A 12,984-nucleotide genomic window follows, 5' to 3' on the forward strand; every position below is an offset into this window, starting at 1 on the left:
ACGCCCGCAACTGGGCCTTTATGCAAACGCCGCCGTGTCGGCGGTGGTCTCGACATAGGCAAAACCGAATGCTGGCAGGATAAGTTCCGAGCCCGTTACCTCACCCGACAGCGGGCCAGTGGCCTTAGCTCCTTCGGCAAGTTGGATGGTTTGAGCCATGTCCGAGAGATTGAAGACACCGGTCAGGCAGATACCTTCATACGTACGGCTGACCGCGAGCAACGGGTCGGGCAGCGTTGGAAAAGTGGTATTACCAAGCCGCAATTCTGGACGCGATTTCCGATAGGCAAGTGCAGCGCGGTAGGTGTTGAGAACGGAGTCGTTTTGCGCGTCTTGCCCGGCCACGGCGCGTGCGGCCTGTGGCGGCTTGACCGGCAGCCACGGATCACCTTCCGAGAAACCGGCATTCGGCGCATCAGCGTCCCACACCATCGGCGTCCGGCACCCATCGCGCCCTTTATTGTCGGGCCAGAAGTCGATGTAGCCGAGGTCGGTCAGTTCGTGAAATTCGATGTCGGTTTCGGTCTGGCCAACCTCTTCGCCTTGATAGATGCCAAGGGTGCCAGGGAAAGAGATCAGCATGTTGATCGCCTGTTTGGCGACCGTGTCCTGCATCGTGGGGTCGGTGGCCCAGCGGGTCACGTGACGCTGAACATCGTGGTTGGAGAACGACCAGCACGGCCATCCGTCCGGTGCCTCGTTCATAAAGCCCTGGATGCAGCGGCGGAAATGATCCGGCGTGTGATCGTGGCTGAGCAGGGCGAAGGAATAGGCCATGTGCAGCTTGTCACTGCCGCTGGTGTATTGCGCCATCAGTTCGACCTGACGGATGCCGTCATCGCCAACTTCGCCGATCATCATCCGGTCCGGGTATTGATCCGTCAGCGCGCGCAAGCGGCGCAAGACGTTCAGGTTTTCGGGGCGGGATTTGGAATACATATGGATTTGGGCCCCGTAAGGATGCCCAGGCATGTCGTCATATTCAGCCGCCGGGTTGTCGCGCAGCTTGGCATCGTGGACGTAGAAATTGACCGTGTCCAAGCGGAAGCCGTCGACACCGCGTTCCAACCAGAATTTCATCTCACCCAGCAGCGCGTCGACAACCGCGGGGTTGTGAAAGTTCAAGTCGGGTTGCGACGTCAGGAAGTTGTGCAGGTAGTATTGACGGCGCAAAGGGCTGAACATCCATGCAGAGCCGCCAAAGACCGAAGGCCAGTTGTTTGGTGGTCCACCGTCAAGGCGCGGGTCGGCCCAGACATACCAATCGGCCTTGGGGTTTGTGCGGTCCTTTTTACTCTCGAGAAACCAGTCGTGTTGGTCCGACGTGTGGGACAGCACCTGATCGATGATCACTTTCAGCCCCAGGTCGTGCGCGCGCGTCACAAGGGCATCGAAATCCTCGATGGTGCCGAACAGCGGGCTGACGCTGGTGTAGTCGGATACGTCGTATCCCATGTCCTTGTCCGGGGACGCAAAGAACGGAGAAAGCCAGATCGCATCCACGCCAAGCGAGGCCACGTGATCCAACCTGCGGGTGATGCCTATCAGGTCGCCGATGCCGTCGCCGTTGTCGTCTTGAAACGACCGAGGGTAGATCTGGTAAATTACCGCATCCCGCCACCATTCCCGCATTCTGTATTCCCCCAAGCCGACAATTTCCGCAATCTAAAGCGCTTTGGATACTATCGCTAGAGACACAGCTCGGAATGGTCAACACATCAGTTGCGGTGCCGTCAGAGTTCGAAAACCAGAGGTGTCACACGGCCATGCGTGTGACCGTGGTGATATCGACGGGCTGCGGCAGGGCGATGTCATGGTTGTGTTGCAGGAACAGGATGGCGGGCGCGTCAACGCCTGCCTCGGCCAGTGTCGCTTCGAGCGCTGTGGCGAGGCAGTGCAGGACCTGCTGGTCCGGGCGCTGCGCATTCACCACGACCGTGACGTGTATGCGCTGGGCCAGCCCGGCCTTGCGCAAGGTTTCGACGATGCGGCCCGCCGCGCGCACGCCCATGTAGACGGCGACGTTGCTGCGGTTGGTGATGTGCTGCACCCAGTCGGGCGTGTCACCATCGTCGGCCAGTCGGCCCGTTGTCAGAACCAGCGTGTCGGTTTTGCCGCGTTCTGTCAGGAACCCGCCCACGGCAGCGGCTGCACCGCTGGCGGCGGTGACACCGGGTACAATTTCGTAGTCCAAACCGGCGGCTTGCAGGGCTTCGGCCTCTTCGGTGCCTCGTGCAAAAACGCCCGGATCGCCGCATTTCAGGCGGACGACACGTTGTCCCCTGCGCGCGGCAGAGACGAGAACGGCGTTGATCTTGTCCTGTGGCCAGCTGTGGCATCCCGGTGCCTTGCCCACATAGACCCGCTCGGCGTCGCGGCGGGCCAGTTCGAGGACCTGCGGATCGACAAGCCGGTCGTAAAAGATGATGTCGGCCTCTTGCAGGCGTTTGACACCGCGCAGGGTGATCAGATCGCTGGAACCGGGGCCTGCACCGACCAGTGCGACCGGGGCGGGGGCGGCTGCGGGGGCGCCACCCGACGCGATTGCGGTTTTGATGATGCGTGCGACGGCGGCATCGCCGGTTTGGGCGTGTTGGGCCCGCAAGTTACCAAACACCCAAGCCCAGAGGTCGCGCCGGGCACGTGGCCCCAAACGGTCGGCGGCAAACCCACGCAACCGACCCGCCAGAGCTGCCAAGTCACCCAGTTTGGGTTCCAGCATCTCTTCGATCCGGGTCTTGATCTGACGGCCCAGGACGGGGGCGGTGCCCTCGGTCCCGATGGCGACGATAACCGGGTCACGATCCACGATGGAGGGCGTGATTGCGTCGCAGAGATCAGGTTGATCCACCACGTTGACGACTGCGCCAGACGCCTTGGCCAGCATATGCAGGCAAGCATCCATGCCGGGGCATCCTGTCGCCACGAACACCAGGGCGGCGCCGGCAAACCGGGCCGGACCAATTGGCCCCTTGTGCCAGCTTATCCGACCCGCCTGAGCCAGGCTTTGCAATTCCACGTCCAGTGTTTCGGCCAGAATATCGATATGCGCTTCGGTTTTGAGGATGAGGCGGCATTTCTGTGTCGCCTGTTCGCCGCCGCCCACGATCACCACGCGGCGATCGGTCATGGTCAAGAACATTGGAAAGGTCTTCATGGCATGGGCTCCGGGTTCGATGGCTATTCGGCGGCGAGCGCCTTGACCGCTGGCGGCAAGAGCCGCGCCAGTTCGGGTCGGCAAGCACCGCAATTTGTACCTGCAGTGGTCGCGCAACCAATCGCTTCGACGGTGCTGGCACCCTCTTGGACTGCGCGCAGGACGTGGTTCACGCCGACTCCCATGCAGGCGCACACGGTGGCGCCGGGATCATCTGCGGTTGCGCGGGCGCGGCCCGCCAAGGCATCGAGTGGCGCGATATCTGTCCCGATGGCTGAAATGGCAGTGACACGGGACACTGCCACAGGTGCGGGGGCCAGAAACAACAAGCCGGTGATGCGCCCATCGTCAGACCATGCCATTCGGCGGATGCCGGTCTCCACATCGTCGAGCATACTGGTTGAACCCTGCAAGTCCGTTGCAATGTGCTGCATCAAGTCTTCGGGGCTGGGCATCGTGCCTTGTCCGGCCAGCTCCGCACGCCACCCGGTCTCGGTGCGGGACACCGCAGAATATGCGCATTGCGGGGCAAGCGGGACTGCGGAGGCGACAAAGCCGTACCATGTGGCGGCGTAGCGCCGTGCGGTCACGTGCCCGCCCTTGAGCGCGGGCTGACCGGAGACGGGATCGACACCGACATGGGCCACCGCATTGATCGGGCCGCTGCCGTTGCGCTGGCGGGTCCAGTGGATGGGCGCAAAGAGCGTGCCGGGTGCCACATGTGTCGTGACCAGAGCGCGGGCCAGGGTGTGGTCCGTGTCGCCCTTGCGCAGCTCAACGATATCCGCGACGTCCAGCCCGAGGCTCTGGGCGTCATCGGGGTGGATTTCGACATAGGGTTCCGCAAGGTGGCTGCCCAGACGTTGGGATTTGCCGGTGCGGGTCATCGTGTGCCACTGGTCGCGGTTGCGCCCCGTGTTTAGTCGAAAGCCCGTGCCCGCAGACGTTTGCGGCGCGGTGAGCGGCAGCATCCGTGCCTTGCCGTTCGGGTGGAAAAACGCCCCATCCGCAAAGAAACGACCGCCCTGTTCGCCGTCGGACGGCACCGGCCATTGCATGGGTTTCCAGTTGGCGTAGTCCGCATCGGACACATCACGCAGGCCCGAAATGTCAAAGTCCCGCCCGTGCGGTGCGGCGGCTTGGGACAGACGGGCGTATTCGCGGAACACGTCGGCGGGACTGTCAAAGTTGAACCCATCCGCCCAGCCCATGGCCGCCGCAACATCACAAATGATGCGCCAGTCGGGGCGCGCCATACCCGGCACTGGCAAGAACGCGCGTTGGCGGGACATGCGGCGTTCGGAATTGGTGACTGTGCCGTCCTTTTCGCCCCAGCCCGTTGCAGGCAACAGAACATCCGCCAGATCGCCAGTATCAGTATGGGCCATGATGTCCGACACGACGGTAAAGGGGACGTTTGCGATGGCTTCAGCCACGCGGCCTGCGTCGGGCAGGCTGACGGCCGGGTTGGTGGACATAATCCACAGCGCCTTGATCCGGCCATCCGCGCAGGCGTCAAAGAGGTCGACCGCCTTGAGACCCGCCTGTGTGCAGATGGTTGGGCTGTTCCAGAACCCCTGGACTGTGTCGCGATGTTCTGGGTTCTCGATGTCGAGGTGATTGGCCAGCATGTTGGCGAGGCCACCCACCTCGCGACCGCCCATCGCGTTGGGTTGGCCCGTGACAGAGAACGGCCCCATACCGGGCCGTCCGATCCGGCCCGTGGCAAGGTGGCAATTCAGGATGGAGTTGACCTTGTCCGTGCCACTTGTCGATTGGTTCACGCCTTGGGAATAGATGGTGACAACCTTTTCGGTGCCTGCCCACATGGCGTAGAACTGGTGCAGCAGATCGGCGCTGAGGCCTGTGGCGCGCAGATCGGTGTCGGCCGCTTGCGCAATGGCTGCCTGCGCGCCGTCGACATGGGCGTCGACAAAGGCATCGTCGATCCGTCCGGTCAGTGCCAGATGGGCCAGCAGCCCGTTGAACAGTGCGACGTCGCCGTCTGCGTCTATGGGAAGGTGCAGATCGGCGAGGTCGGAGGTTACGGTGCGGCGCGGATCGATGTTGACCACGCGCAGCGATGGGCGCTGAGCCTTGGCCGCTGCGATGCGCTGGTGCAGGACGGGGTGGCACCACGCCAGGTTGGAACCGACCAAAACGATTAGGTCGGTGTGTTCGAGGTCCTCGTATGTGCCGGGCACCGTATCGGAGCCAAAGGCGCGTTTGTGCCCTGCCACGGACGACGCCATGCAAAGCCGCGAGTTTGTGTCGATGTTCGCCGATCCGATGTAGCCTTTCATCAGCTTGTTCGCGACGTAGTAGTCTTCCGTCAGCAACTGCCCCGACACGTAAAACGCAACGGAATCAGGGCCATGGTCGCGGATCGCGGTGCGGAACTTGTCAGCCACCATATCAATGGCGGTGTCCCAATCGGTGTCTGAGCCGTACACGCGCGGGGCAAGCAGCCGCCCATCAAGATCGATCGTTTCACCCAGCGCGGCCCCTTTGGAGCAGAGCCGCCCGTAGTTTGCAGGGTGATCGGGGTCGCCTGTGATCGTGCCGTCAGCATCGGCGAGGATGCCGCACCCCACGCCGCAATACGGGCAGGTCGTGCAAGTGGTCATGCCGCACTCCGGGCGCGCAGGAAGGCGGCGTCGAGCAGGATGCGACCACCTTCGACCCGCGCGGGGTAGGTTGCGACCTGTCCGGTGTCATTGCCCTGAACCAAACCGGTTTCGAGCGAAATCACCCAGTTGTGCAGCGGACAGGTCACCGCTGCGCCGTGCACGATCCCTTCGGACAGTGGCCCGGCCTTGTGCGGGCATGCGTTGTCGAGGGCGAACACTTCGTCCGCCGCTGTGCGGAACACGGCAACGCATCCATCGCGTGTCTTGACCACCCGCGCGCCGCGTTGGGGGATGTCGTCGAGGGCTGCAATATCGGTCCAGTCGGTCATTCCGCAGCCTCCAGAGCCAGATTGGCGACGGGTCTGTAGATCGCAGCTTTTTGTTGTACGTGTTCGGCCCAGGGGTCTTTTTGATAGACGGTTTGGGACAGATCGAAGCGTGCAGCCAAGGTTGCGCGCTCTGCCGGGTCAGCAATGCGTTCGCGTATCCAGTCCAGCCCGACCTTGTTCATCCATTTGTAGATGCGGTCGAGGTAGCGGGCATTTTCGCGGTATAGCTGGGTCATGGCCTTGATGACGATCATCGTCTCTTCTTCGGTTTCGACATCGATCAACCGTTCGATTTCGCGCACATCCATCCCGGCGGCGCCGCCGATGCCGATCTGGAAGCCGCTGTCCACGCAGACAACCCCGATGTCCTTACAGGTCGCTTCGGCGCAGTTGCGCGGGCATCCTGACACGCCCAACTTGAGCTTGTGCGGGGTCCACGACCCCCAGAGGGCTTGCTCAAGCTTGATACCCAGGCCGGTCGAGTCCTGTGTGCCAAAGCGGCAGTGATCGGTCCCGACGCAGGTTTTGACGGTGCGCAGACCTTTGGAATACGCGTGGCCAGAGACCATGCCCGCAGCGTTCAAATCCGCCCAGATATCGGGCAGATCCTCGCCTTTGACGCCCAAAAGGTCGATCCGTTGTCCGCCTGTGACCTTAACGGTCGGCACATCGTATTTGTCGGCGGCATCGGCAATGGCGCGCAATTCGTCGGGCGTTGTGATCCCACCCCACATGCGCGGCACAACGCTGAATGTGCCGTCCTTTTGGATGTTGGCGTGTTTGCGTTCGTTGATGAAACGCGATTGCGGGTCGTCCAGATACTCCAACGGCCAATCCGCGATCAGGTAGTAGTTGAGCGCGGGCCGGCACACGTGGCATCCGTCCACGGTTTTCCATGCGCATTCCTGCCAGACAGCAGCCATGGATTTCAGTTCCTGGCTTTTGATCATCCGGCGCACGTCTTCGTGCGTCAGGTCGGTGCAGCCGCAAATGGGCTGCGCCCCCGACAACACAAAATCGTCGCCGAGTGAGACGGCCAGAACCTGTTCGACCAAGCCGGTGCACGTCCCGCAGGAGGCTGACGCCTTGGTGACGGCGCGCACTGCGCCGAGGTCGGTTGCCCCACCTTCGATGGCGTCGACGATTGTTCCTTTGCAAATGCCGTTGCAGCCACAGATTTCCGCATCACGCGGTAAGGCTGCAACGGCTGCCAAAGGGTCCACGGGGGCACCCCCTTGGTAGGCAGGACCAAAGATCACCGTCTCACGCATGTCTGCGATGTCGGTCTTGTCGCGGATCAGGCCGAAGAACCAGTTGCTGTCGGCCGTGTCGCCATACATGACAGTGCCGACGATCACGTTGTTTTCGATCACCAGCCTGCGGTAGACGCCGCGCCCCGGATCACGGAACACGATGTCTTCGCGCCCCTCGCCGTCGGTGAAGTCGCCCGCGCTGAACAGGTCACAGCCCGTGACCTTCAGCTTGGTGCTGAGTTCCTTTTGAACAAACGCCGCCTCTTCGCCCATGATCGTTTGGGCGGCGACTTTGGCCTGATCATAGAGTGGTGCCACAAGGCCAAAGATTGCGCCATCGTGTTCGACGCATTCACCTACCGCGAGGATGCTTTCGTCAGACGTCAGCATCTGGTCATCCACATGGATACCTTTGCCGACTGCCAGCCCCGCATCTACCGCCAGCGCGATGTTCGGGCGGATCCCCACGGCCATCACCAGCAGGTCGCAAGGCAATTCGGTGCCATCGTCCAGCAGCAGGGCTTTGACCCTGCCGTCCTTGCCCAGGATTTCCTTGGAATTTGCCTGGCACAGCACGGTGATGCCCTTGTCCACCAACGCTTTGCGCAAGAGGTAACCTGCGGCCTCGTCCAGTTGACGTTCCATCAGGTGACCCATGATGTGAACCACGGTGACATCTACGCCGCGCGCGGCCATGCCTGCGGCAGCTTCCAGACCCAGCAGACCACCACCGATAACCACAACTTTGTTGTGTGGACCCATCGACATCATCAACTCGGTGTCTTCCAGATCGCGGTAAGCAATCACGCCGTCCAGATCGTGACCGGGCAGGGGGATCATGAAGGGGTTCGATCCGGTGCCAAAGATCAGCTTGTCATAGGGCAGGACATCGCCGTTCTCTGCCGTGACGGTCTTGGCCGCACGGTCCACCGACGCGACCCGTTCACCAAAGCGGCACGTAACCCCGTTGGCCTCGTACCAATCGGCGTCGTGGGTGACGATCTCTTGGTACGTCTTGTCGCCCGCTAGAACCGGCGACAGCATGATGCGGTTGTAGTTGCCACGCGGTTCAGCGTTGAACAGGGTGACGTTGACGTCCGCGCCTGCGTCGAACAGATGCTCTAGCGCGCGGCCAGACGCCATGCCGGCCCCAATGACGATGATGTTCTGTGTCATCTCTTTCACTCCGCTGCGATCGCTTTGCCGCCGCCATTGGCGGGTGGCTTTGTTGTTCCGTTGGCAGGTGGTTTCGGCTTGGCCCCGTGTTCGTATTCCTCAAGGAAATCGAGCACGTCCTGCCGGTAGTTGTAGTAATCCGGATGCTCCAGCAGCGCCTTGCGCGTGCGCGGGCGAGGCAGGTCGACATCCACGATCTTGCCAATGGTCGCTTGCGGCCCGTTGGTCATCATCACCACGCGGTCGGCCAGCAAGATCGCTTCGTCCACGTCGTGGGTGACGCAAATGGCGGTGACTTTGGTGCGGCTCCACACCTCCATCAGGACCTCTTGCAGCTCCCACCGTGTGAGGCTGTCGAGCATGCCAAAGGGTTCGTCCAGCAACAAAAGTTTGGGTGACAGGGCAAAGGCGCGGGCGATGCCGACCCTTTGTTTCATCCCGTTGGACAGAGAGGCCGCTTGTTTGTCCATCGCATCGGCCAGACCCACGCGTTCGAGATAGTATTCGACGACGTCCTGCCGTTCCGCGCGCGAGGCTTTGGGATAGACCTTGTCGACGCCAATGGCGACGTTCTCCTTGGCAGAGAGCCAAGGAAAGAGGTTTGGCGACTGGAACACGACGGCGCGTTCCGGGTCCGCGCCCTCAACGTGGCGGCCATCCAGTTTGATCGCGCCCTTTGAAATGTCGTTCAAGCCCGCGGCCATGGTCAGGACTGTTGATTTGCCGCAACCGGAATGCCCGATGAGCGAGATAAATTCGCCCCGGTTGATCTTGAGGTCAAAGTCTTCGACCACGGTCAACGGACCCTTCGGGGTCGGATACACTTTGTGAAGCTGGCTGAAATCCAGGAACCGGTTTTCGATCATACCCTTTTGCGCATCGGCCACCGCCGTTGGCACGCCGTGGATGGGCGTCACATCGGGCAAAAGCTTGGTGCCTTCGACCTTGGCCTCGATGCCGACATCCATCAGGTACTTGGTCACGTCCGCACGCAGGCGCTTGAACGTTTCGTTGTGGTTCATCTCCATCCGGTCGCGCGGGCGTGGAATAGAGACCTGGAACGCGTCGCCAAGGCTGCCGTCGGGGTTCAAGGCAATGATCCGGTCGGCGAGGATGATGGCCTCGTCCACATCGTTCGTGATCAGCACACAGGTTTTCTTGTCCGCTTCCCAGATATGTTCGATTTCGTCCGCAAGGTTCGCGCGGGTCAGGGCATCAAGCGCGGAAAGAGGTTCGTCCAGCAACAGAACCTCTGGGTTCATCGCCAGCGCACGGGCCACGTTCACACGTTGGCGCATCCCCCCTGACAGCTCGGCGGGGCGGCGGGTGGCTGCGTGTCCCAGCCCCACCATTTCGACGTAATGTGCGACCTTTTCTGCGCGTTCAGCCTTGGAAAGGTTGGGAAAGATGGTGTCGACCGCCAGTCCGACATTTCCGTTCACAGTCAGCCATGGCATCAGCGAATAGCTCTGAAAGATGACACCACGTTCGGGGCCCGGACCAGTGATCGGTGCGCCGCGGAACGTCACGCTGCCGGATGTGGGCGTGTCCAGCCCGGCCATCAGGTTGATTAACGTGGTCTTGCCGGTTCCGGAGAAGCCGAGGAGGACGAGGAATTCGCCCTCCTCCACGGTCAGGGAAATGTCATTCAACACGTCCGTGCGTTCGGTGCCAACGGTGAAGGACTTTGATACGTTTTTGAACTCGAGCATGCTCATGGCGATCACCGGTTGTTCGTGAAGGTGAACATGGACTGGATGGCGTACATCAGACGGTCCAGCAGGAAGCCGATGATGCCGATGGTGAACACGGCCACCATGATCTTGGCGAGGGATTGAGAGGACCCGTTCTGGAATTCATCCCAGACGAACTTGCCCAATCCGGGGTTCTGCGCCAGCATTTCGGCGGCGATCAGAACCATCCAGCCCACACCAAGCGACAGACGCAGGCCGGTAAAAATCAGCGGCAGGGCCGAGGGCAGGACCAGTTTGGTGATCTTGGTCCAGGTGTTCATTTTCAACACCTTCGACACGCTCACCAGATCCTTGTCGATGCTCGCCACACCAAGGGCCGTGTTGATCAGCGTGGGCCATAGCGAACACAAGGTCACCGTGATCGCAGAGGTCAGAAACGACTTGGCGAACCAGCCGTCAGAGGCATAGGTGGCCGAAACGATCATGGTCACAATCGGCAACCACGCCAGCGGGGACACGGGTTTGAAGATCTGGATCAGCGGGTTGATGGCAGAGTTGACCATCGGGCTGAGACCAGCCGCAATTCCCAGCGGGATGGCGACGATCGAGGCGATCAGGAACCCGAAGAATACGGTTAGGATTGATGTCCAGATTTGGTCGTAATAGGTGGGTTTGCCGGTATAGACACGTTCCTTGACGCGGTCAGCGCGACCATCTGCAATCAGCTTGGCGTTGCGCTCATCCTGACGCACGTAGAACGCGGCCTCTTTCTCTTTTTCACGTTGGGCATCTGCGTGCAGGTTGCCGACCTGCTCCCATACCTGCGCAGGCCCCGGTATCGCGCCCAGGGATGTTTGCACCGTTGGCGCCAGCGTGGCCCATGATGCCATGAACAGCGCAATGGCCAAAAGTGGTACCCCGAGCAGCCGCCAAATTTCCTTGCCTTGGGCTTTGGGGTTGTCGCCCGCCGCCGCCTTAAGAACCGGGGTCAGCCAGCTGAGGCCGAGAACCTGAAACCATTTGTCGGCGGCGTTGATGCGGGTGAATGTCCGTTGCTTGCGCGCGTCGCGGGCGGCGGCATCCAGCTCGGATGGGTCTATGGCAGTCATGTCAGGGTCTCCTGGCAGTGTCAGGCGGGGCATTGGGCACCCCATGTGATGTGCGTGATCGCGTGCGCTGTGCTGTTGGGTGCCTATTTGCTGTGCAGAAGCGTTTGAGACGTCGAAAATTCTGCATTGCAGCATGGGGTGGGCGAAGCCGCCCACCCGCTATGTGGTTCACCCTTCGACGGCGTTCCCGATCACCTTCTGGTCGGCTTTCAGGCCGATGGGCAGGCTGTCGATATAGGCGTTGGGTGCTTTGCCATCATAGGCAATCCCGTCGATGATATCGGCCGCGGGTGTCGGTGCTTTGAAACCGTCGCTGTCCCAAGGGAAGTCCGCCTGGTCAGCGAGGCCTTCGTCGACCAGCATGCGAGCGGCTTCGAGGTAGATTTCGGGTTTGTAGACCTTGGCCGCCACGTCGAAATACCATTGGTCAGACTTTGCCTCGGCGATCTGACCCCAGCGGCGCATCTGGGTCAGATACCAGATGGCGTCGGAATAGAACGGGTAGGTCGCGTTGTAGCGGAAGAACACGTTAAAGTCGGGCGCTGGGCGACGATCCCCTTTTTCGAATTCAAAGAACCCGGTCATGGAGTTGGCGATCACTTCGTAATCCGCGCCGACATATTCCGACCGGCTGAGGATTTCGACCGCTTCGGGACGGTTGGCGTTGTCGTTCTCGTCCAACCAGATCGCTGCGCGGATCAGCGCCTTGGTGATGGCTGTGGTGGTGTTCGGATACTGTTCAGCAAACTCATTGGTGATGCCGAACACTTTTTCCGGATTGTTCTTCCACATGTCGTAGTCAGTGATGACCGGCACACCGATGCCTTTGAACACGGCTTGCTGGTTCCATGGCTCACCCACGGCGTAGCCATATATTGTGCCAGCTTCCATTGTGGCGGGCATTTGTGGGGGTGGTGTGACGCTCAGCAGGACATCCGCACCGATTTGGCCGCTGATGTTTTCGGGGCTGTAGTAACCTGGTTCAAGACCACCAGCGGCCAACCAGTACCGGATTTCGTAGTTGTGGGTAGAGACCGGGAACACCATGCCCATGTTGAAGGGCAGGCCCTGATCCTTGTAGTCCTCGACCACAGGCGCGAGGGCTGTGGCGCTGATCGGGTGCTGTGGGCGACCGTCATCCATCAGCGGCACATGGGGTTTCATTTCTTCCCAGATCTCATTGGAAACGGTGATGCCGTTGCCGTTCAGGTCCATCGAAAAGGGCGTGATGATATGCGCTTCTGTGCCGTAGCCAATGGTCGCCGCCAGCGGTTGACCGGCCAGCATGTGCGCGCCGTCCAACTGGCCGTCGATCACACCATCCAGCAGCACTTTCCAGTTGGCTTGTGCTTCGAGAGTAACAAATAGGCCTTCGTCTTCGAAGTAGCCATTCTCGTATGCGATGGCGAGCGGCGCCATATCGGTCAGCTTGATAAAGCCGAACTTCAGCTCGTCCTTTTCAAGATCGAGCAATTCGGCATAGGCGGCTGAGCCCATGAGCGCGGCAAGCGTTCCGGCAGCAGCAAAGAGACGTGTCATCCTGTTGGTCCTTTCGGCAAATAAAAAAGCCGCCCGATCCGGACGCGAGGGAGGAGGAACGCGTGACCCGGAACGAGCGGCTTTGCTCTTGTAAAAT

At 61.0% G+C, this 12,984-nt stretch carries 8 protein-coding genes; all 8 read right to left on the reverse strand.

Annotated elements, in window-relative coordinates:
- Window positions 1–18: 18 nt before the first annotated feature.
- The gene (locus tag Q0936_RS08165; protein ID WP_299297012.1) at window positions 19–1,632 is read right to left on the reverse strand and encodes an alpha-amylase family glycosyl hydrolase; all 1,614 of its coding nucleotides are present in this window, start codon (window positions 1,630–1,632) and stop codon (window positions 19–21) included.
- Between the two features lie 124 nt (window positions 1,633–1,756).
- Complete coding sequence (gene cysG / locus Q0936_RS08170; RefSeq protein ID WP_299297010.1) at window positions 1,757–3,157, reverse strand: siroheme synthase CysG; 1,401 nt, start codon at window positions 3,155–3,157, stop codon at window positions 1,757–1,759.
- 23 nt (window positions 3,158–3,180) lie between these two features.
- Window positions 3,181–5,784: a nitrate reductase gene (locus Q0936_RS08175; protein ID WP_299378011.1), complete on the reverse strand. Its 2,604-nt coding sequence runs from the start codon at window positions 5,782–5,784 to the stop codon at window positions 3,181–3,183.
- Window positions 5,781–6,116, reverse strand: coding sequence for a nitrite reductase small subunit NirD (gene nirD, locus Q0936_RS08180; RefSeq protein WP_299142073.1), 336 nt, complete (start codon window positions 6,114–6,116; stop codon window positions 5,781–5,783). Before nirD ends, Q0936_RS08175 begins: the two co-directional genes overlap by 4 nt.
- Window positions 6,113–8,545 carry a nitrite reductase large subunit NirB gene (gene nirB / locus Q0936_RS08185; protein WP_299297118.1) on the reverse strand — a complete coding sequence of 811 codons (2,433 nt, stop codon included), beginning with the start codon at window positions 8,543–8,545 and terminating at the stop codon, window positions 6,113–6,115. The genes nirD and nirB overlap by 4 nt, the downstream gene beginning before the upstream one ends.
- A 5-nt stretch (window positions 8,546–8,550) precedes the next feature.
- Window positions 8,551–10,263, reverse strand: a complete 1,713-nt coding sequence (locus Q0936_RS08190) for an ABC transporter ATP-binding protein (protein ID WP_299297116.1) — start codon at window positions 10,261–10,263, stop codon at window positions 8,551–8,553.
- 5 nt (window positions 10,264–10,268) lie between these two features.
- Window positions 10,269–11,348 carry an ABC transporter permease gene (locus Q0936_RS08195; protein WP_299378014.1) on the reverse strand — a complete coding sequence of 360 codons (1,080 nt, stop codon included), beginning with the start codon at window positions 11,346–11,348 and terminating at the stop codon, window positions 10,269–10,271.
- Between the two features lie 168 nt (window positions 11,349–11,516).
- Window positions 11,517–12,887: a CmpA/NrtA family ABC transporter substrate-binding protein gene (locus Q0936_RS08200; RefSeq protein ID WP_299142061.1), complete on the reverse strand. Its 1,371-nt coding sequence runs from the start codon at window positions 12,885–12,887 to the stop codon at window positions 11,517–11,519.
- Window positions 12,888–12,984 lie beyond the last annotated feature (97 nt).

It is taken from the genome of uncultured Tateyamaria sp. (genome assembly GCF_947488715.1).
Lineage (GTDB): Bacteria > Pseudomonadota > Alphaproteobacteria > Rhodobacterales > Rhodobacteraceae > Tateyamaria.

Bases quoted from the DNA above. Each gene is read 5' to 3' on its own strand.
- Q0936_RS08200 (WP_299142061.1), bottom strand. From the start codon at position 12,887: ATGACACGTCTCTTTGCTGCTGCCGGAACGCTTGCCGCGCTCATGGGC.
- nirB (WP_299297118.1), bottom strand. From the start codon at position 8,545: ATGACACAGAACATCATCGTCATTGGGGCCGGCATGGCGTCTGGCCGC.
- cysG (WP_299297010.1), bottom strand. From the start codon at position 3,157: ATGAAGACCTTTCCAATGTTCTTGACCATGACCGATCGCCGCGTGGTG.
- Q0936_RS08175 (WP_299378011.1), bottom strand. From the start codon at position 5,784: ATGACCACTTGCACGACCTGCCCGTATTGCGGCGTGGGGTGCGGCATC.
- Q0936_RS08195 (WP_299378014.1), bottom strand. From the start codon at position 11,348: ATGACTGCCATAGACCCATCCGAGCTGGATGCCGCCGCCCGCGACGCG.
- nirD (WP_299142073.1), bottom strand. From the start codon at position 6,116: ATGACCGACTGGACCGATATTGCAGCCCTCGACGACATCCCCCAACGC.
- Q0936_RS08190 (WP_299297116.1), bottom strand. From the start codon at position 10,263: ATGAGCATGCTCGAGTTCAAAAACGTATCAAAGTCCTTCACCGTTGGC.
- Q0936_RS08165 (WP_299297012.1), bottom strand. From the start codon at position 1,632: ATGCGGGAATGGTGGCGGGATGCGGTAATTTACCAGATCTACCCTCGG.